The 19,970-nt window shown below is 59.7% G+C and carries 20 protein-coding genes; 13 read left to right on the forward strand and 7 right to left on the reverse strand.

Going from position 1 to position 19,970, the window contains the following annotated elements; translation table 11 throughout:
* Nucleotides 1–75 precede the first annotated feature (75 nt).
* Genes ACU680_RS11470 through rfbC form a run of 4 tightly spaced genes read right to left on the reverse strand, consistent with a single transcriptional unit; the run spans nt 76 to nt 4,306 of the window.
* Nucleotides 76–531: a YiiD C-terminal domain-containing protein gene (locus ACU680_RS11470; protein WP_448179499.1), complete on the reverse strand. Its 456-nt coding sequence runs from the start codon at nt 529–531 to the stop codon at nt 76–78.
* Complete coding sequence (locus ACU680_RS11475) at nt 528–1,913, reverse strand: sigma-54-dependent transcriptional regulator (RefSeq protein ID WP_103368290.1); 1,386 nt, start codon at nt 1,911–1,913, stop codon at nt 528–530. The genes ACU680_RS11470 and ACU680_RS11475 overlap by 4 nt, the downstream gene beginning before the upstream one ends.
* Nucleotides 1,910–3,718, reverse strand: a complete 1,809-nt coding sequence (locus ACU680_RS11480; protein ID WP_330206730.1) for a sensor histidine kinase — start codon at nt 3,716–3,718, stop codon at nt 1,910–1,912. The genes ACU680_RS11475 and ACU680_RS11480 overlap by 4 nt, the downstream gene beginning before the upstream one ends.
* A 42-nt stretch (nt 3,719–3,760) precedes the next feature.
* Complete coding sequence (gene rfbC / locus ACU680_RS11485) at nt 3,761–4,306, reverse strand: dTDP-4-dehydrorhamnose 3,5-epimerase (protein ID WP_007961846.1); 546 nt, start codon at nt 4,304–4,306, stop codon at nt 3,761–3,763.
* A gap of 147 nt (nt 4,307–4,453) precedes the next feature.
* Here rfbC and ACU680_RS11490 point away from each other — a divergent pair, with 147 nt between their 5' ends.
* The 3 genes from ACU680_RS11490 (at nt 4,454) to ACU680_RS11500 (ending at nt 9,166) form a co-directional block, all read left to right on the forward strand.
* On the forward strand, nt 4,454–7,366 hold the full coding sequence (locus tag ACU680_RS11490) for an aminotransferase (RefSeq protein WP_448179500.1): 2,913 nt from the start codon (nt 4,454–4,456) through the stop codon (nt 7,364–7,366).
* 235 nt (nt 7,367–7,601) lie between these two features.
* The gene (gene aguA / locus ACU680_RS11495; RefSeq protein ID WP_448179501.1) at nt 7,602–8,708 is read left to right on the forward strand and encodes an agmatine deiminase; all 1,107 of its coding nucleotides are present in this window, start codon (nt 7,602–7,604) and stop codon (nt 8,706–8,708) included.
* Between the two features lie 245 nt (nt 8,709–8,953).
* On the forward strand, nt 8,954–9,166 hold the full coding sequence (locus ACU680_RS11500) for a hypothetical protein (protein WP_448179502.1): 213 nt from the start codon (nt 8,954–8,956) through the stop codon (nt 9,164–9,166).
* A gap of 150 nt (nt 9,167–9,316) precedes the next feature.
* Here the strand turns inward: ACU680_RS11500 and ACU680_RS11505 are convergent, their stop codons facing one another.
* Nucleotides 9,317–11,410 (reverse strand): TonB-dependent receptor, encoded by a 2,094-nt coding sequence (locus ACU680_RS11505; RefSeq protein ID WP_448179503.1) that lies wholly within the window; start codon nt 11,408–11,410, stop codon nt 9,317–9,319.
* 256 nt (nt 11,411–11,666) lie between these two features.
* Here ACU680_RS11505 and ACU680_RS11510 point away from each other — a divergent pair, with 256 nt between their 5' ends.
* From ACU680_RS11510 to ACU680_RS11535, 6 genes are all read left to right on the forward strand, one after another.
* Nucleotides 11,667–12,335, forward strand: a complete 669-nt coding sequence (locus ACU680_RS11510; RefSeq protein ID WP_367082539.1) for a DsbA family protein — start codon at nt 11,667–11,669, stop codon at nt 12,333–12,335.
* Nucleotides 12,336–12,631: 296 nt separating this feature from the next.
* Nucleotides 12,632–13,918: an OprD family porin gene (locus ACU680_RS11515; RefSeq protein ID WP_108590810.1), complete on the forward strand. Its 1,287-nt coding sequence runs from the start codon at nt 12,632–12,634 to the stop codon at nt 13,916–13,918.
* Between the two features lie 232 nt (nt 13,919–14,150).
* Nucleotides 14,151–14,897, forward strand: coding sequence for a 2OG-Fe dioxygenase family protein (locus tag ACU680_RS11520; RefSeq protein WP_007961854.1), 747 nt, complete (start codon nt 14,151–14,153; stop codon nt 14,895–14,897).
* Nucleotides 14,898–14,976: 79 nt separating this feature from the next.
* Nucleotides 14,977–15,354 (forward strand): GNAT family N-acetyltransferase, encoded by a 378-nt coding sequence (locus ACU680_RS11525; protein WP_003220700.1) that lies wholly within the window; start codon nt 14,977–14,979, stop codon nt 15,352–15,354.
* The gene (locus tag ACU680_RS11530) at nt 15,351–16,067 is read left to right on the forward strand and encodes an AzlC family ABC transporter permease (protein WP_003220701.1); all 717 of its coding nucleotides are present in this window, start codon (nt 15,351–15,353) and stop codon (nt 16,065–16,067) included. The genes ACU680_RS11525 and ACU680_RS11530 overlap by 4 nt, the downstream gene beginning before the upstream one ends.
* Entirely contained in the window at nt 16,046–16,363 is a 318-nt protein-coding gene (locus ACU680_RS11535) for an AzlD domain-containing protein (protein WP_003220702.1), read from the forward strand. The genes ACU680_RS11530 and ACU680_RS11535 overlap by 22 nt, the downstream gene beginning before the upstream one ends.
* Here the strand turns inward: ACU680_RS11535 and ACU680_RS11540 are convergent.
* Nucleotides 16,280–17,206 carry a LysR family transcriptional regulator gene (locus ACU680_RS11540; protein WP_448179504.1) on the reverse strand — a complete coding sequence of 309 codons (927 nt, stop codon included), beginning with the start codon at nt 17,204–17,206 and terminating at the stop codon, nt 16,280–16,282. The two genes, ACU680_RS11535 and ACU680_RS11540, sit on opposite strands and share 84 nt — an antisense overlap.
* Before the next feature lie 469 nt (nt 17,207–17,675).
* Between ACU680_RS11540 and ACU680_RS11545 the strand changes: the two genes are divergently transcribed.
* The 4 genes from ACU680_RS11545 to ACU680_RS11560 all read left to right on the forward strand — a co-directional run bounded on the left by ACU680_RS11545 (nt 17,676) and on the right by ACU680_RS11560 (nt 19,461).
* Nucleotides 17,676–17,966 (forward strand): type II toxin-antitoxin system RelB/DinJ family antitoxin, encoded by a 291-nt coding sequence (locus ACU680_RS11545; protein ID WP_034151912.1) that lies wholly within the window; start codon nt 17,676–17,678, stop codon nt 17,964–17,966.
* On the forward strand, nt 17,932–18,246 hold the full coding sequence (locus ACU680_RS11550; protein ID WP_448179505.1) for a type II toxin-antitoxin system YafQ family toxin: 315 nt from the start codon (nt 17,932–17,934) through the stop codon (nt 18,244–18,246). Before ACU680_RS11545 ends, ACU680_RS11550 begins: the two co-directional genes overlap by 35 nt.
* Nucleotides 18,247–18,373: 127 nt before the next feature.
* Nucleotides 18,374–18,784, forward strand: a complete 411-nt coding sequence (locus ACU680_RS11555; protein ID WP_448179506.1) for an MbcA/ParS/Xre antitoxin family protein — start codon at nt 18,374–18,376, stop codon at nt 18,782–18,784.
* On the forward strand, nt 18,781–19,461 hold the full coding sequence (locus tag ACU680_RS11560) for an RES family NAD+ phosphorylase (protein ID WP_448179507.1): 681 nt from the start codon (nt 18,781–18,783) through the stop codon (nt 19,459–19,461). The genes ACU680_RS11555 and ACU680_RS11560 overlap by 4 nt, the downstream gene beginning before the upstream one ends.
* Before the next feature lie 51 nt (nt 19,462–19,512).
* Here ACU680_RS11560 and ACU680_RS11565 read toward each other — a convergent pair whose 3' ends face one another.
* Nucleotides 19,513–19,788 carry a DUF3077 domain-containing protein gene (locus tag ACU680_RS11565; RefSeq protein WP_448179508.1) on the reverse strand — a complete coding sequence of 92 codons (276 nt, stop codon included), beginning with the start codon at nt 19,786–19,788 and terminating at the stop codon, nt 19,513–19,515.
* Between the last annotated feature and the right edge of the window lie 182 nt (nt 19,789–19,970).

Here is a 19,970-nt window from a genome sequence, read left to right on the forward strand (position 1 = left end):
ATCGCAGCCTGCGGCAGCTCCTACAGGGAAATGCGAATCCCGTGTAAGAGCTGCTGAAGGCTGCGATCTTTTGCTTCAGCGGTGCAGAACGTACTGGCCGCTGAACGTCACCGCATCCTCATCACTTCCGGCATTGACGATCCGCGTGTTGAGCGTCAATCGCGCCCGCCCGTAGCGGTGATACATCGCCAGAAACTTCTTCCAGACAGCCACTTCCGGTGCCGGGCAAATCGCCGTGGCATCACCGGTCACGGGCAGCGGATAGCTGATCTGGCCTTCCTGAATCACGATGTGCCCGTCTTCGATGCCTTCTTCCTTCAGGCGCAGATGCAGCCAGCCCCAACCCGCCAGCACCGCGCCGCAGTAGAGACTGCCGCCGAACATGGTGCTTTTGTGATTGACGTTCGGCTCCAGCGGCAAGTGCAGGCTTAACTGTTGTTCGTGCCAGGCGAGGACCTTGAGGCCCATCTCGCGGGTCAGGGGAATGTCGTGATGCAGCACCGATTCCAGATAGTGACTGTCGCGGCTCATTCGGCTTCGTCTCCATGGGCGTTACTATCTGCGAAATTCAAGCCGTGCTTGCGCAGTTTGTCGTGCAGGGTCTTGCGTGGAATACCCAGGGCTTCGGCGAGGCTGCGCACCGAACTGTGCGAGCGCGCCAGCTCAGCGGCAATCAACGACTTCTCGAAGTTTTCCACTTGCTCGCTGAGGCCGCCACTGATGACTTCCACGCTGGTGCCGCCGCTTTCGCTTCCACTGTTATCCAGCGCCAGTTCCAGACCGAGGGCGAAACGCTCGGCAGCGTTCTGCAGTTCGCGCACATTGCCCGGCCAGGTGTGGCGCAGCAGCAATGCACGTTGCGCCGGTTGCAGTTCGTGAGGCGGCAGACCGTGGCGGGCGCTGGCTTCATCGGCGTAGTGCTGGAACAGCACCAGCGCGTCCTCGCCGCGTTCGCGCAGTGGCGGAATGCGCAGTGGTGCGACGTTCAGGCGGTAATACAAGTCGGCGCGGAAGCGCCCTTGATCGGCGGCCTGACGCAAGTCTTCCTTGGTCGCGGCGATAACGCGGATGTCCAGCGGGATCAACTGATTGCCACCCAGACGTTCGACCACACGCTCTTGCAGCATGCGCAGCAGTTTCACCTGCACGTCCATGCTCATGCTTTCGATTTCGTCGAGGAACAGCGTGCCGCCGTTGGCGAACTCGAACTTGCCGATCCGGCGTTTCTGCGCGCCGGTGAACGCGCCCGGCTCATGCCCGAACAGCTCGCTTTCGACCACCGATTCGGCCAGCGCCCCGGCGTTGATCGCCACGAACGGGCCGTTGCGCCGGCTCGACAAATCGTGCAGCGCGCGGGCCACGACCTCTTTACCGGCGCCGGTTTCACCGAGGATCAGCACGTCGGCTTTGGTCGCCGCCAGCGCGCCGATCTGCTCGCGCAGGCGCAGCATCGGCGCCGAGTGGCCGACCAGGCGTGCGCTCAGTTCGTTGCGATCGCTCAGGGCCAGGCGCAGGCTGCGGTTGTCCAGCACCAGCCGGCGCAGGGCCAGGGCGCGGCGCACGCTGTCGAGCAGCGCATCACTGGCGAACGGTTTCTCCAGAAAGTCATACGCGCCGGCACGCATCGCCTGCACCGCCAGCGGCACGTCGCCGTGGCCGGTGATCAGCAGCACCGGCAGCTCCGGGTCCTGAGCGTGCAATTCGCTCAACAGCTCGAGGCCGTCCATGCCCGGCATGCGGATGTCGCTGACCACCACGCCGGGCCAGTCACGCTCCAGTTGCCCGGCCAGACCTTTGGCTTCGGACAGCGGGAGGATTTTCAGCCCGGCCAGATCCAGAGTCTGGCCGAGGGCCTGACGCAGGTGCGGATCGTCGTCGATCAACACCACCTGAATGCGATTGTCGATGGTCATGCACTTCGATCCTCGGACGGTTGCAGGCTGACCCCGGGCGCGCCGGCGCGCAGCCGCAGGGTGATCAAGGCGCCACCTTGCTTGTGGTTGGCGAACGACAGTTCACCACCGAAGGCGCGCATCAGGGTTTCACAGATCGCCAGCCCCAGGCCAAGGCCCTGAGTACGAGTCTTGGTGGTGTAGAAGGGCTCGCTGGCGCGGCCGAGGGCTTCCATGCAAAAGCCCGGGCCGTTGTCGCGAATGTACAGATTGACGCCCTCGGCCGTGGATTCGGCACTCAGCCACAGTTTGCGCGGCGGGCCTTTTTCGGTCAGCGCATCGAGGGCGTTGGCCAGCAGGTTGCCGAGCACCTGACGCAGACGGGTTTCCCCGGCCTCGACCCACAGCGTGGCGGCGGGCAGGTCGCGGATCAGCTCGACTTCCATACTGCGGCGCCGTTTGGCCAGCAACGCCAGCGCATCGTCCAGCGCCGGTTGCAGGGCGACGCTTTCCGGGGCATGGCGGTCGCGGCGGGCGAAGGCACGCAGGTGGGCAATGATCGAGGCCATGCGCCCGGTCAGTTCGCTGATCAGTTTGAGGTTGCCGCGAGCATCGTCGGTGCGTTGATGATCGAGCAGCACCTCGGCGTTTTCCGCGTAACTGCGAATCGCCGCCAGCGGCTGGTTGAGTTCATGGCTGATGCTCGCCGACATCGTACCCAGCGCCGAGAGTTTGCCGGCCTGGACCAGATCGTCCTGGGCGCGCACCAGTTCCTGCTGCGCCTGTTCGCGCTCCAGCACTTCCTGCTTGAGGCGGCGGTTGAGGCCTTCCAGATCGCTGGTCCGCTCGGCCACCCGACCTTCCAGTTCACGACGGGCCTTGGCCTCGAAGGCGATGCGTTCCAGGTAATGCCGACGGCGCTGCATCATCAGCCCCAGCAACAACATCACCACCAACAGTGTGGCGCCGCCGATCGCCACCACGGTGCGCACCGGACGGTCGATCAGCGTGCGCGGGGCAAGAATACTGACGCTCCAGCCGGTTTCGGCGATATCGACGGTTTGGGTCAGCCAGGCGCTGTCGCTGAGGTTCAGCGGACGTGGCTCGCGGGTCGGATAAGGCAGGATGGCGGTGATCGCCGAGCGCTCGGTGTCGCTCAAAATGCGGGTCGAACGAAAGCGCCATTCCGGGCGCGAGGTGAGAATCACCACGCCGTTGTGGTCGGTCACCAGCAGTTGTTCCGGGGTTTTGCCCCACAGGCTTTCGGTGTGATCGAGGTCGACTTTGATCACCAGCACGCCGATGATTTTTTCGCCGTTGCGCACTGCCGCGGCGAAGAAATAACCGCGTTTGGCCGAAGTAGTGCCGAGGCCGAAGAAGCGGCCCAGACGCCCGGCCATGGCTTCGCTGAAATACGGACGGAAAGCGAAATTGCGCCCGACGAAACTGTCATGTTTGTCCCAGTTTGACGCCGCGAGAGTCTGGCCGCTGGTGTCCATCAGGTACATGACTTCGGCGCCGGTCTGTGCGGCGATGTTTTTCAGCAGGCGGTTGGCGTTGCCTTGGGTGACGCCGTCGTCTGGTGCCCCGAGCACGGCGCGCAGGGCCGGCAGGTCGCCGAGGATCTGCGGCAATACTTCATAACGGTGCAGGGTGCCCAGCAGGTTGGCGACGTAAAGATCGAGGGTCTGGCGGTTTTGCCCGGCCAGCTCACTGCGGTAATAGCGCTCGGCCAGATGCTCCAGCGGCCACAGCAGCGGTGCCAGGCACAGCGCCAGCAGGGCGAGGCTGCGCCAGCGGGGTCTGCGGGGTAGAGATGGTTTCATGAGCCGGATGCGCCTGAGTGAACAGGCGCATTATGCCTAGGCTCAGGCGAAGACGTCAGCGTCCTTGAGCAGCGCACCGGCCTGATCCTTGGCCGACAGTTTCGGCGCTTCGTCCAGTTGCCAGTCGATGCCCAAGGCAGGGTCGTCCCAGCGAATGCTGCGCTCGGACGATGGATCGTAGTAGTTGGTGGTCTTGTAGAGGAATTCGGCGAACTCGCTCAGCACCACGAAACCATGGGCAAAGCCTTCCGGAACCCACAGTTGACGGTGGTTCTCGGCCGACAGGCGTACAGCAACCCACTTGCCGAAGTGCGGCGAGCTGCGACGGATGTCCACGGCTACATCAAGCACTTCGCCGGCGGTCACCCGAACCAGTTTGCCCTGGGTATTTTGCAGCTGGTAATGCAGGCCGCGCAGCACGCCTTTCTGCGAGCGCGAATGGTTGTCCTGGACGAATTGCGTATCGAGGCCGGTCGCTTCCTGAAAGGCCTTGGCGTTGAAACTCTCGTAGAAGAAACCGCGCTCGTCACCAAATACCTTGGGTTCGATGATCAGAACACCGGGCAGATCGGTGGTGATTACATTCATGAGTTTTTTCCGGATAGATGTGAGTGGCCGACATTCTTGCGCAAAGCGCTGATGGATGCGAGCGCTCGAATAACGGCAGTCAGGGGGTTGCACAACCATCGGTGCAATGGCGATATAGGCGCCTGACAAAATTTCAGGGGTCGTTCCATGCCGTTCGCCACGTTGATTCATCGCGCCAGTTTGCCCTGCCCGCAGGTCTCTGAGGCACTGGCCCGGCAGTGGCTGGCGGAGCATTACGGCCTCAGCGGCACGTTGCAGGCGCTGGGCAGTCAGCAGGACCTCAATTACCGGGTAGACAGCGAGCGTGGGCGCTTTGTCCTGAAAATCTGCCGTGGCGATTACGCGCTGGTGGAACTGCAGGCCCAGCATGCAGGCCTCAAATACCTTGCCGAGCATTCATCGATACACGTACCCAAGGTGATCCCGGCCAATAACGGCGAGGACCTGTTATCGCTGCACGCCAACGGCGAGCCGGTGCACGTGCGGCTGCTGGAGTACATCGAAGGTCAGTCGCTGACCCAGCTTGAGCATTTGGGGCATGACGTGGTGGCCAGATTCGGTCAGTTATGTGGCGAGATGGATCTGGCGCTGGCCGGCTTCGACCATCCGGGTCTTGAGCGCGCGCTGCAATGGGACGCGCGCCACGCCAGTGCGCTGATCAACCACCTGCTGCCGGTGATCAAGGATGAACGCCAGCGCGCACTGATCGCTGATGCGGCCGAACAGGCCGAACGCCGCTTGCAACCGTTGCAGGACAAGCTCCCGGTGCAAGCGATCCACATGGACATCACCGACGATAACGCTGTCTGGCAACGCGATGCCAAGCGTCATTGGCAATTGCAGGGCGTGATCGACTTCGGTGACTTGGTGCGCACTTGGCGTATCACCGATCTGTCGGTGACCTGCGCGGCGCTGCTGCACCATGCCGGTGGTGATCCGTTCGTGATTCTGCCGGCGGTGCAGGCCTATCACGCGGTCAATCCGCTTCAGCACGAAGAGTTGCAGGCACTGTGGCCGTTGATCGTGGCGCGGGCGGCGGTGCTGGTACTCAGTGGCGAGCAGCAGGTCAGCATCGACCCGGGCAACACCTACAGCCGCGACAATCTTGGTCACGAGTGGGAAATTTTCCACGTGGCGACTTCGGTGCCATTGGCGCTGATGGAAGCGGCGATCCTCACGGCGGTCGGCCAGCAACTGCCGGCCATTGGCAGTGAAGGGTTCGCGCCGCTGCTACCGGAACTGGTCGGGCGTGAATTCGCGCTGATCGATCTTGGCGTTCTGAGTCCGCATTTCGAGGCGGGCAACTGGGAGCAGGCGGGCATCGATCAGCAGTTGCTGACTGAAGCCGCCGCCGCGCATGGCCTGGCGGCCAGTCGTTACGGGCAATACCGCTTGTCGCAAACGCGAGTGGACAGCGCGGTCGAACCGGAGACCTTCCCGCTGCACGTTGAACTGCGTGTGCCACGAGGCACGGTCGTGGAAGCGCCGTTTGCCGGTGTGCTGCATCACGCGGCGGATGGTGTGCTGCAACTCGACGGACCACAGCTCAGCGTGCGTCTGTGGGGCGTGAACGCCTCGTTGCACAGTGGCGCGGCGTTGGTCAAAGGTCAGGTGCTGGGTTCGGTCGACGGTCCGTTGAAGGTGCAGTTGAGCCGCGTTGCATCGCTGGATGCGCCGTTGTTCTGCAGCCCTTCGCGCGCGGCTGCGTGGCAGGCGTTGTGCCCGTCGCCGGCAGCGCTGCTCGGGCTGGCCTGCGATGCCGAACCGGAGCTGGACGCGAAAACCTTGCTTGAGCGGCGCGACGCCAGTTTCGCCCGCACGCAAAAACACTATTACGTCGACCCGCCGCGCATCGAGCGCGGTTGGCGCAATCACCTGATCGACATGCAGGGCCGCTCCTACCTCGACATGCTCAACAACGTCGCGGTGCTCGGCCATGGTCATCCGCGTATGGCCCAAGTGGCGGCGCGACAGTGGTCGCTGCTCAACACCAACTCGCGATTCAACTATGCAGCCGTGGCGGAGTTTTCCGAGCGCCTGCTGAAACTGGCGCCGGAAGGCATGGACCGGGTGTTTCTGGTCAACAGTGGCAGCGAGGCCAACGATCTGGCGATCCGTCTGGCGTGGGCCTACAGCGGCGGGCGCGACATGCTCAGCGTGCTGGAGGCCTATCACGGCTGGACGGTCGGCGCCGATGCGGTGTCGACCTCGATTGCCGACAACCCGCGTGCGCTGGAAAGCCGCCCGGACTGGGTGCACCCGGTGACCGCGCCGAACATCTATCGCGGTGAATTCCGTGGCCTCGATTCTGCGGCGGATTATGTGCGCAGCGTCGAGGCGCAACTGGCGCATATCGCCGCGCAGGAGCGCCAACTGGCCGGATTCATCTGCGAACCGGTGTATGGCAATGCCGGCGGTATTGCCCTGCCGCCCAATTACCTGAAGCAGGTGTATGCGTTGGTACGTGCCCAAGGCGGGGTGTGCATCGCCGATGAAGTACAGGTCGGTTACGGACGCATGGGCCATTTTTTCTGGGGTTTCGAAGAGCAGGGCGTGGTACCGGACATCATCTGCATGGCCAAGGGCATGGGCAACGGTCAGCCGCTCGGCGCCGTCATTACGCGTCGGGAAATCGCCGAAGCGCTGGAGGCCGAAGGCTACTTCTTCTCATCCGCTGGCGGCAGCCCGGTGAGTTGCCAGATCGGCATGGCGGTGCTGGATGTGATGGAAGAAGAAAAACTCTGGGAAAACGCCCAAGTGGTTGGCGGGCATTTCAAGGCGCGGCTGGAAGCCTTGATCGATAAACATCCGCTGGTGGGTGCGGTGCACGGTTCCGGGTTTTATCTGGGCGTGGAGTTGATCCGCAATCGCGAAACCCTGGAGCCGGCCACCGAGGAGACCACGTTGTTGTGCGATCGCCTGCGCGAGCTGGGGATCTTCATGCAGCCGACCGGAGATGACCTGAACATTCTCAAGATCAAACCGCCGATGGTTACCTCGCGGCGCAGTGTGGACTTCTTTGTCGACATGCTGGATCGAGTGCTCAAAGAAGGCCTCTAAACCAGACCCCTGTAGGAGCTGCCGCAGGCTACGATCTTTTGACTTTTGCCTTTGAAAAGCCAGATCAAAAGATCGCAGCCTGCGGCAGCTCCTACAGGGATTCAGATTTATATCGATAATTGTTGTGAGATTTTAGATGTTCGGTTGGTTGTCAGCTTTTAATGCCGATATTTATCGGTTATAAAGTCGCCATTGCTTTGCAACCCTTCGACGGTTCCCCAGGAGTCCTGTGCCGATGACCACTTTGAAAAGTACCCCGCGTGACGATGGCTTCTACATGCCGGCCGAGTGGGCGCCGCAGACCCAGACCTGGATGATCTGGCCTGAGCGTCCGGACAACTGGCGCCTGGGTGGCAAGCCGGCGCAGGCCGCGCACGTTGCAGTGGCCAAGGCCATCGCCCGTTTCGAACCGGTGACCGTTGCCGTTTCGGCCGGCCAGTACGAAAACGCCCGTGCACGCCTCGATGTGCCGAATATCCGTGTGGTCGAGATGTCCAGCGATGACGCCTGGGTGCGTGACACCGGGCCGACGTTCGTCATCAACAACAGTGGCGAAGTGCGCGGTGTGAACTGGGACTTCAACTCTTGGGGCGGTTTCGAAGGCGGTCTGTATTCGCCGTGGAACCGTGATTCGCAGGTCGGCGGCAAGATCCTCGAAATCGAGCGCAGCCCGCGTTATCGCACCGAAGGTTTTGTGCTTGAAGGCGGTTCGATTCACGTCGACGGCGAAGGCACGCTGATCACTACTGAAGAGTGCCTGCTCAATCACAACCGCAATCCACATCTGGGCCGCGAAGAGATCGAAGCGGTGCTGCGCGACAATCTGTCTGTGGACAAGATCATCTGGCTGCCGGATGGCCTGTTCAACGACGAGACCGACGGCCATGTGGATAACTTCTGCTGCTACGTGCGTCCGGGCGAAGTGCTGCTGGCGTGGACCGACGATCCGCAGGACCCGAACTATCCGCGCTGCCAGGCCGCGATGAAAGTGCTGCAAAGCAGCACCGACGCCAAGGGTCGCCCGTTCACGGTGCACAAGATGCCGATCCCGGGGCCGCTGTATGCGACCGAAGAAGAGTGCGCCGGTGTCGATCCGGTGGACGGTACGCAGGAGCGCAACCCGTCCGTGCGCCTGGCCGGCTCCTACGTGAACTTCCTGATCGTCAACGGCGGCATCATCGCGCCGAGCTTCGACGATCCAATGGACGCGCCTGCGCGGGAGATCCTGCAGAAGCTGTTCCCGCGGCACGAAGTGGTGATGGTGCCGGGCCGTGAACTGTTACTGGGCGGCGGCAATATCCACTGCCTTACCCAACAACAGCCAGCCCCGCACAAAGAGTGAGTTGAGACGTAACAGCTTGAGTTGATTCATAAATCGGCCGGGCAACAATTAGCTTGCTACACATTCAAACAAGCCCGCGGCCCTGTTGGACCGCGGGCTTGTTTGTATCCGCTTGTCGACAAATCGGAAACCTTGGCATAGCTCTTGTATCGGTCACAGCGCACTAGGGAGAGGGGGGAACTTCAACAGTTCTGTCACATACCTTGGATAACTTAGCCGCTCACGAACGGGGAGAGAGCGCTGAAATGAACGCCGAAGTGAACGTAGTCAGCGAGCGGAATATGCATCCCATGGTCGTAAACGGTGAATCGCTCCAGATTGTCGCGCACTTTTTGAAATCCAACGGAACGCGTCAGATCAGGGAACCTGATCCGCGCCGGATGATGATCGAGCGCTACCCCGCTGGCCTGTTCAGCGAGGCCGAACTGGAAGCGTTATGGGCTGTAATGGAAGGATAAGAAGAACAACAGGGATTGCTGAAAGCGCTGCCGGGATGGCGGCGCTTTTTTATGGAAAAGCGAAAAGATCGCAGCCTTCGGCAGCTCCTACATGGGGTGGTGTGTTTCTCTGTAGGAGCTGCCGAAGGCTGCGATCTTTTGATCCTGCTTTTAAAAACTATAGGTGCCGGTCATCACCACGCTGCGCGGTGCGCCTGGCTGGATCTGATACTGGCTGGTGGCCGAGGCGTAATACTCGCGGTCGGTGATGTTGTTCAGTGCCGCGCGCAAGTCCCAGTCCTTGAAGCGGTAGCCGAGCAGCGCATCCCAGCGGCCATAACCCGGCAGCACGGTGGTGTTGGCGTTGTCGGCGTAACGCTGGCCAACCAAGGTCAGACCGGTTTCGCCGTACCAGCCCATTTCCGGTTTCCAGGTCAGGAACAGGCTGCCGTTGTGTTTGGCCACGTTGTTGACGCGTTTGCCTTCCAGACCGTTGTTGTCCTTCTCGATGGTGGTGTCCTGCACGCCGACGCCACCGCGCATGTACCAGTTACCGACCAGTTTGCCGGTGGCGGTCAGCTCGACACCCCGAGAGCGCTGAAGACCGGTCATGACGGTCAGGGTCGGATCGTTCGGATCGCTGGTGCGACGGTTGTAGAGTTCCAGGTCGTAGACCGCCAGCGTGGTGCTCAAGCGATCATCGAGCCAGTCGCTTTTCACGCCGATTTCTTTCTGTTTGGTCAGCTCCGGGCTCAAGTCGTTGGTGTTGCCGGCAGCGCCCGGAGTGATGCCGATCAGGCCGCCACCCACTGGCGAGAAAGTCTTGGACCAGGAGGCGTAGAACGAATGGTTCTGCAGCGGCGTCCAGACAATCCCGAAGCGCGGGCTGGTGCTGTGGCTGTCGCGATCCTCAGTGATGTTCTTGAGCTTGTTGGTCGACTCGATATCGAAGGTGTCGTAGCGCAGGCCGGCCAGCAGTTGCCATTGATCATTCAGGCGCAGTTGATCCTGGACGTAGACCGCGCGGCTTTCGACTTCGGTGTGGCTGTCGCTGAACGTTTGCATGCTGCCGGTGTGGCGCAGCTCGCGGTTGGGGTTGAACAGGTCGAGCGATGGCACCGGTTGTGCGCCGGGCGTCTTGCCGGTGGCGGCGTTGTACAACTTCGGATCGCGGCGCTGGCTGCCGATCTCGACGCCGGTCAGCAGGCGATGCTCAAGGCCAAAGGTATCGAAACCGCCTTCCAGTTCGAGGTTGTTGTAGACGTTGCGGGTGGTCAGATCCTGCTGCCAGTGCTGGCGCGCGACCTTGTTGGTTTTCGGGTCGAAGCCGGTCAGATAGGTGTTGTCGAAATCGCTGTCGAGCTTGAACACGCCGAGGGTCTGGCGCAGTTGCCAGGCGTCGTTGATCTCGTAGGTGAATTTCGAGCGCAGGGATTGCGCCTTGTCGTCGATGAAATCGTGATCGTTGCCGTAGGTGGTGTCACGACCTACGTCTGCGGGACGGCCATTCACCCCCGGAATGCCGCGATCCGGCGTGCGGTTGTAGCGACTGTATTCGTATTGCACCAGCCAGTTCAGGTCCGGAGTAAGCTGCCAGCTCATCGACGGCGCGAACAACTGCCGGTTGCCGCTGACGCCGTCGCGAAAGCTGTTTTCATCCATGTTGCCCATGTTCAGGCGCAGGCTGAGGTTTTCGCTGGGGTCGGTGCTGAGGTCGGCGTACAGGCTGCGCAGGTCTTCGCTGCCGCCCTGGGCCTCGATGGTCGAGCGACGGCCGAACTCGGGCAGCTTGCTCACGCGGTTGACGATCCCGCCCTGGCTGCCTCGGCCATAAAGTACCGCCGCCGGACCTTTGAGCACTTCGACCCGCTCGATGTTGTGCAGGTCGCGCTTGTACTGGCTGTCGTCGCGAATGCCGTCCAGATAGAAGTCGTTGCTGGCGTCGAAGCCGCGGATGCGCAGACTGTCGAAGCGCGTGTCGGCGCTGCTGCTGACGTTGGGAATCCCGCTCAGGGCGTCACCGATGTCATTGGTGCCGTAGTCGGCGACGTTCGAGGTCTTGATCGAGTCGATGGCCTGCGGCACGTAACGCACCGGGGTCGAAGTGCGAGTCGCAGTGGTGCTGATCTTGACGCGCGGGTCCTCGGCTTGTTCTTCGGCGCTGATCGCCGTGGCGGGCAGTTCAGTGGCGGAATAAGCAAAACCGCTGGACAGAACGGCAGACAATCCAAGGGTGACGGGCGTGAGGCGGAACGGGGCAGGCATGGAAAAGCGCATCCGAAAGGGTAAGGAAATTCAAACGCGCGAATGGTAATGCTTTGCATTTGCTGCCGTTATTTATTCCTGAGAAGTTCCCCTGTCAGATTGTTTCAATTTATGTCGATTTTGATACAACCTGATCAGGTAATCCATTCGACCGATTCTCGGAACAGTCTGAAAGCCATTCCGGCGTTTTTCCCCAACACGCGTAGGCATAGTCTGCCGCCATCGATTTTTCCTGATTGCCTGCCGGAGTTCTCCCATGATCCTTCACTACATCTACGATCCATTGTGCGGCTGGTGCTACGGCGCCAAACCGTTGGTGCAAGCGGCGCAGCAAGTGCTGCCGGTCGCGGCGCATGGGGGCGGAATGATGAGCGGCGCGAGCCGTCAGCGCGTTTCGCCGCAACTGCGTGATTACGTCATGCCCCACGACCGGCGCATCGCCGAATACACCGGGCAACCCTTTGGCGAGGCGTATTTCGAAGGTCTGCTGCGTGATCAATCGGCGGTTTTCGATTCGACGCCGCCGATCGCAGCGGTGATGGCGGCAGAGTCCATCGACGGCCGTGGCCTGCAATTGCTTGGGCGTTTGCAAACGGCGCATTACGTTGAGGGACGGCGGATTGCCGATGAGTCCGTACTGTTCGAACTCGCCAGTGAGTTGGGCTACGCCGAGAACACCTTTGCGGTTGCGTTCAAATCCGTTGATACGACAGCGCATGTGAAAGCCAGCCGCGCACTCTTGGCGCAACTGGGCGGCCAGGGTTTCCCGACATTGGCGCTGGAGCAGGACGGGCAATTCACGCTGATCGACATCAGCCCATGGCTTGGCAAGCCGCAGGCTTTCGCCGCCTGGTTGAGGCAAGCGGTGGTCGCGGTTGAGCCGGGGCAATCCGCCGTGCAATGCGGTCTCGACGGCTGCGCGTAATCGCACTGGATTCACTGGCTGAGCGCATTTCCGAGCAATGCGCTATCGCAAAATTTACGATTCTTAGACGATTTTTACCTATTTAAAGACGATTCTTGAAATTGACACATTATTGAAGGCGCGGCTACGATTCGGCCCAACGCCTGTGGCCAACCGCCATGACTCAAGAATAATGAGCAGGCCCGCCATGACTCAGTCATGGGCGGGTCTTTTTGTTTCGGGGTGAAAAAAGAGTGCAATAGCGCCGTTTCAGCCGTTCGACACAGCGCGTTTCAACCCGTAATAAGGAAAACAAAATGTTGAACAAGCGAATCAGTCTGATCGCACTGGGGATGTTGAGTGCTACACAGGCCATGGCTGACGGCCAGGCCGAGTCCAAGGGTTTTGTAGAAGACAGCAGTCTGAAAGTGCTGCTGCGCAATGCCTACATCAATCGTGATTACAAAGACGGCAACGCGGACAAATCCGAGTGGGGCCAGGCGGCCATCGGTACGTTCTCGTCCGGCTTCACCCAAGGCACCATCGGTGTCGGTGTCGATGCTTTCGGTCTGTACGCCCTGAACCTGGAACGCAGCGAAGATCGCAGCGGTGCCGGCGGCATCGACTTCTTCAAACGTGGCGACAGCGGCAAACCGGCCAACGACCTGTCCAAAGGCGGCGCTGCGGTCAAATTCCGTCTGTCCAACACCGTGCTGACCTACGGTGACCAGATGCCGGCGCTGCCGGTGCTGAACTACGACAATTCGCGTCTGCTGCCGGAAAGCTATACCGGTACCTTGATCACTTCCAAAGAGATCAAAGGCTTGCAACTGGACGCCGGTCGTTTCACCGCCGAGTCGCGCAAAAGCGCTGAAGGCCGTGACAGCGGTGGTCTGAAGGCGATCAACGTGTTGGGCGGTAGCTACCAGTTCACCGAACGATTCAAGGCGGCGCTGTACGCTTCCGACGTCGAGGACGTGCTGAAGAAGCAATACGTGAACGCCAACTACGTGTTCCCGATCGACAAGGATCAGTCCCTGACCCTGGACTTCAACGGCTACCGCACCAAGCTGGACGACTCCTACGTCCGCGAAAGTGGCGCTACCGGCGATGACAACAAGATCTGGAGCCTGGCAGCGACGTTCGCCACCGGCCCTCACTCCTTCACCGTGGCGCACCAGCGCTCCACTGGCGACAGCAACCTGGGCTACGCCTACGGCGGCTATCAGAAAGAGCAAGGTCGTGTCGGTGACGGTGGCAACACTATCTACCTGGCCAACTCCTACTGGTCGGACTTCAACGCTGAAGACGAGCGCAGCTGGCAGTTGGGCTACGGCCTGGACTTCGGCGCATTTGGCGTACCGGGTCTGAGCTACAACTTCGCTTACGTGCGTGGCGACAACATCACCACATCCACCAGCGAAGGCGGCACCGAGCGCGAGATCTTCAACCAGGTCAAATACGTCGTACAAAGCGGTCCGGCTAAAGATCTGAGCGTGAAATTGCGCAGCTCGATCCTGCGTGTGTCGCAGAAATCCAGCGAGTACAACGTCAGCGGCAACGAGCTGCGGGTATTCGTGGACTACCCGATCAACATCTTCTGATGAACGATCCGGTGTAAGAAACATGAGAAAACCCCGACTGACCTCGGGGTTTTTTTTCGAGGTCTTTTGTGCAAAAACCGTAAAAAACCCGTGTTTTTGTCATGTAAAAGTTGTTTTAACGCGTCTTCAACTACCGTTTCAAACAGGGCTTTAAATGCCTGAAATTCTTTCTCATGGACGCAAATTCTCCACCTAATAGATTAGGCCGCTCAACGCAGCGGAGAATTTGGTAATGATCGTTTTGAACAGAGAAGTGGGCGAATCGCTACGGCGCGACAAATATGTCAACGTCCAGGGTGGTGACTTCAATCTCTACGGTCATTTTGCCGACTTCGTCAGACTGACCAAAAGTTGGGAAAACATGGAGCCTGACAGTTACTACGGTCAGGCCGAAGCCGGCATGCGTTACCGTCGTTACAGCGACTTTGAGTACAACCCGAAAACACGTGAATTGAAGCAACTCGAGCATCGCGCGTACGTGCAGTCGAAAGAGAACAACGCCTACGTGGGCGGTGTTGTGCGGCACTTTCAGGACTTCTCTGATGAAGTGATCACTTCGCCGGTGATGCGCAGCCTGATCGACACCGATTTTGAAGTGTACAAAAGCGTGCTGCCGGAAGAATTGCACGATGAAATCTGGCAATGCCAGATTCATCAGATCCGCATCGAGATCAAACCCGGCAAGCAGCTGGAAATCACTCCGGAAGGGATTCACTGCGACGGTTATCCGTTCAGCGGCGTGCACTTCTGGGGGCGCAATAATGTCGAGGGTGCGGAGAGTCGTCTTTACGATATCCACGAGCATCAATTGGCGTCGACCACCTACCAGGAAATTCTCGACACCACCTACTTCCTTGATCGCGATATGCGCCACTACGTAACCCCGGCCCGCAATACGCACACTCATGCGATGGCGTACCGGCAGATTCTGGCGATTTCCTTCTCGCGGCCCGGGACCGCTTTCGACATTGTTCGCTAATCAGATCACCCCAATCGATGGCGTCGAGTGCTCGACGCCGGTGGTGCTGCGACGCGCCACCGCCAAGGACGCGCAGCGCATGGAGCGCTTCTTCCGGCAGTTCGACGAAGTGTCGTTCTGTGAGTGGCAGGACGCCAAATGCCTGCGCGGTGTATTGATCCAGAAGACCACCACGGCCTATCTGGCCTTCGACGTCGAAGGCGAAATCGTCGGTGCGGTGCTCGGCGGCATGCTAGGCAGCCGCGGCACCATCAACCACTTGGCGGTCAGCCCGCGCTATCGCAGCCAGGGCGTCGGTCAGCGGCTGGTGGAAGCGGCGTCGTCCGACATGAAGCGGGTCGGTGTATTACGGATGTTTCTGTTCGTCGACGATGCTAACCTCGCGGGCAAGCGATTCTGGACTGCCCAGGGTTTTTGCGAACCCCACGGCGAGCGGACATTTGAGAGGGATCTATGAATGAAACGTCCGGCAGTGCGCCGCTGATGGCTGCCCATCAGCCATCGCGCACGTTTGCCGAAGCCAGCCCGGTGGTGGCCGGTTATTTCACGGTGTCGTTCGTGTTCGGGCTGATGGCGGTCAACGCCGGGCTGCCGATGTGGCTGCCGGTGGCGATGTGCTTGTTCGTCTACGCCGGCGCTTCGCAATTCGCCGCACTGGCGCTGATCTCCAGCGGCGCCTCGCTAACCACCATCGTGCTGACCACCTTCCTGATCAATGCGCGGCACATGCTGATGTCGGTGTACATGGCCAAGGCCCTGCGCGCATTGGGGCTGAGCCGCATGGAGCGCTGGGCTTACGCTGGTGGGCTGACCGACGAGTCCTTCGCGTTTCACAGCGTCAAACTGGGCACCGGCGCGCCGGTCAACATCCGTTACCTGATCGGCTTCAACCTGTTCTGCCACACCTCGTGGGTGCTGGGCGGATTGCTGGGCGCTGTTTGCGCGCAATATGCGTCGCACCTGATCAAATATCAGCTCGACTACGCACTGACCGCGATGATGCTCTACGTGCTGGTGTCGCTGTGCAACACCCGCAACAAACTCATCGCCGCTGCGGCAGCCGTGGCCTGCATGGGCGCGCTGAGCCTGGTTGGCACATCGCCATTCAATGTATTCATCGCCACATTTGTGGGTTGCGGAGTGGGTGTATGCCTGACCAAACGTTCCTGATCCTGGTGGTTGCGCTGATGATGGCTGTGACCTTCCTGCCACGCGCGCTGCCGCTGCAGGTCAACACCGAGCACTGGCCGCCATTCGTTGCGCGGGCGCTGGAGTACCTGCCGGTGGCGATCGTCGCTGCGATCAGCCTGACACCCTTGTTGATCAAGGATCAGCACCTGCAGCTCGATCGCCCGGAATTTTATGCAGCCATTCCGACGTTGCTATGTGCGTATTTCAGCAAAAACCTCTTTCTCAGTGTGGCGGTTGGGACGGCTGCGTATATTGCGCTCGGCTCGTTCATGTAGCGGCAGATCGACCACGTCGTTCAGGGCTTGGCCCGACAGGTTCGGGTTGTTCACCGCCAGACGCACTTCGAGGAAATCCTCGAATCCAGGGAAAATTGTCAGGCCGTTCTTTTGCGCGGCCTCACGAGAAACCATACCCACTGCGTCCATCTGCGTGATCAACGACAGCGTCAGGGTCTCGCTGCAGGAATAGACCATGCGTTGACCGTTCTCGTGATTGCCCAGTCCGGCGTCGAGAAAACGCAGGAAACTGTGGGAATACGGACAATCTTCCGCAGGACGCACCTGAAACTTGTTGCCCAGCAATGTCAGTGGATCGTTTTCCTGCCCGCAATGGGCACCGACCACCTGCACCTGCACATCCGGCAGGACGATACTTGGCAAACCCGGACGCTGCGGGCCGATCAGCACTGCGAGATCAAAGTCTTCATTCTTCAGCTTGCTGAGGTTCTCCATCGACTCGGCATAGCTGAATTCCATCTGGTAATCGGGAAACACCTCGATCAGGCGTCCGATCATTCGCCGGTTGAAGTCAGACGACAACGTGTTGTTCAACGCGACCTTCAACGTGCGCTGGCCCGGCACCTTGAGCGCCTCGACCTTTTCTTCCATCTGTCGCGTGGCAATCAGCACTTTGTCCATGTAAGGCGTCAGCTCCGTGCCTTGCGGCGTCAGCGTCAGCCCTTTGTTGGAACGTCGAAACAAGCGGAAACCGAACTGCTCTTCGACCTTGTTCAACTGCGCGGCCAGGGCCTGCACAGTCAGGCACGAATGCTCGGCTGCGGCCGACAACGAGCCGGTCTGCACGATGCGCATGAGGTTGCGTAAGGTTCTGCTATCCATGGGTAATGCCCTCTGAAGTGGGCTGGGTATTGTTGTTTACGAGACTGCCGATCCGGCGTCATATGCCGGCTATATTCCAGCACCTGAGCATAGTTGTCGCGGGTTTAGTAGCGAATTGATGTCCCCGCCGATGGCTGGAAGCTGACACAGGATCGGGATTTTTGATGACGCGGGGGTGATTGGGGTCAAGAAAAGTGCGTGGTTTTGATGCGTGGGGCAATTTTTTTCGAAGAGAAACAGCTTACATCTTCCGGGGTTTATGCCTTCGTTATGCGCAGATAGGTCTCAGGCAAAGTAACGATTCAGCTGATAGCCCTACCTTGTAAAAGGAGTTGAAATGGCTGCCTGGCATGCGAGTCATGGCGGTAGAGAACCACCTATCAACTTCGCGTTGACCGACGAAGATCCCTCCGACCACAATGCAGAGGTAGCGCTTATGTAGCTACAAAATCACGATGAGGTAATTGAAATGGCTGCACTACTGAAAACTACCGATGTGCGCTGCCGAATTGATGAGGATTTGAAAGCGCGTGCCACTGAAGTCTTGAACGCTTGCGGGCTGAGCATTAGCGACGCCATGCGACTTTTCCTGCGGCAGGTTGTTGCCACTCAGGGGCTTCCCTTCGAGGTGCGGGTTCCATCAGAGAAAACGGCCCGCGCAATGATGGAAGCACGAGAAATCCGTCAGCGTTTCGACTCGATAGACGACATGCTGAGGACTGCTGATGGCGAAACCGGAGAAAACGCAAAAACGCGCTGATCGGCCTAAACAGTGTGCACAGACTTCTGAATTCAAGAAGTCATGGGACCGTTATAACCGCGCCGGAAGGCGAGACATGAACGACGTCCGGAAGGTGATGGCGATGTTGTTCTTGGGGCAGCAATTACCGGCAGAATATCTGGATCATGCGCTGACTGGAGATTGGTCTGGATTCCGCGAGTGTCATATCGGTGGCGATTTTCTGATGATTTACGAGAACACGCGCCTAGACCTGATCACATTTGTGGATCTCGGGAGCCATTCAGAATTGTTTAAATAGCGCAGAAATACATAAGCCGGCTTAACTCCGGCTTCTGTGCGTTTGATTGTTCGTTTGTGTATAAAAATTCTAAAAAATTACAGTTATGTACTAGTCTTCAGCTAAGACAAAAAATCAGGAGGCGTCTATGCCTACCTCATCCCCAGCCCTCACCCCGCGTGAACAACTCGACGTCCCCGAAGCCGGGCGCGTCGCGCTGAAGTTTTTCTTCAGTCTCATGGAGCGCTGGGGCTGCAGCGCCGAGCAGCAGCGCACGCTGCTGGGCGGCGTCGGCAACACCACGTTCTACAAGTACAAACACCTGCCGCCGAACATTCGTCTTCCGCATGACACGCTGGAGCGCATCTCGTATCTGATGGGTATTCACAAGGCCCTGAGCATCATCTTCAGCAACAGCCGCGAGCGTGCCTACACGTGGGTCAGCAGCCCCAACACGGCTGCGCCATTCAATGGTCGAACGGCGCTGGATTACATGCTGGCGGGGAGGGTGGTCGACATCGCCGACGTGCGCCGCTACCTCGACGGGGTGCGCGGTTGAAGGCCCCGCCGCTGGCTGAGCCGCAATGGCCGAAGGCCTACCGGATCGTCAACAGCAGCTTCCCGCCGATTGCGCTGTTCGAAGACGTGCTCGACCCCGAAGACTTGGAAATCGCCTACGCGCTGGAAGCACTGACCAACGATCGCCTGATCGAACAGGCCGGCGTCCTCGCCCGCGTGCGCCCCGAAGACCGGCTCTCCGGCCCCGGTTCAACCCCGGTGATGGCGGCGTTCACCCACATCGGCAAAAGCAGCCGCTTCACCGATGGCACCTTCGGCGTCTACTACGCCGCCAGCAGCCAGGCCGCGGCCATCGCCGAAACCTGCTATCACCAGGAGCGTTTCCTCGCGGCCACCAACGAGGCGGATCTTGAGTTGACCATGCGTACTTACGTCAATCGCGTGCTGCAACCGTTGCATGATGTGCGTCACGGCTTTCCCGACTTGCATCAACCCGATCCAGACGCCTACGGTCCTTCCCAGACGTTTGCCCGACAACTGCGTGAGTCTCAATCCTGGGGCTTGCTGTACAACAGCGTCCGTTTGCCGGGCCACGAATGTGTTGCCGCATTCAGGCCCCCGGCAGTGTCGATTCCAAAGCAGGGTAAGCATTTGCGGTATGTGTGGAGTGCGAGCCAGCGCAGGATTTCGTTTGTGTTCGAGATCAGCCAGGTTTGAAACGCAAAAAGCCCTCGCAGTACCGCGAGGGCTTTTTATTGGCGATTTACGTCAATGGCTTGCTGTTGGCGCATTCAGCACCTTCACCACATCGTCGATCAGCGCCTTGCTTAAATCCTGCAGATACCGGGAGGCATAAGCGTGAAGGTCAGGATCGCGAGAAACGGTAGAGTCGGCGGTCAGCAGCTTGGAGATGTGAAGCAAGTGCGAGGCGTGCGAGAGGGCGGCGATGACTGGAACGCCACGATTGGTGCGGAACAGCGCTTGATTGGCCTGGAAGGAAAAGTGCGTAAGGCCTGGGGTTTTCAAATCGAGGTAGTCGGTCATTTCGCTTCACCTGCCCTACGTAAGGCGTGGCGTGAGGTGACCGGTGTGGCAGAGCGGCGGATTATGGATGGATCGATGGCATTCATTTGTGAACTCCCTGTATCAAATGAGAGCTGCCATTTTCGTTCTCAGGCGAAAGGGTGGCAGCTATGCGCAGGCTGAGAAACCGGAGATACAGGAAC

The organism is Pseudomonas sp. LF020 (assembly GCF_053456425.1).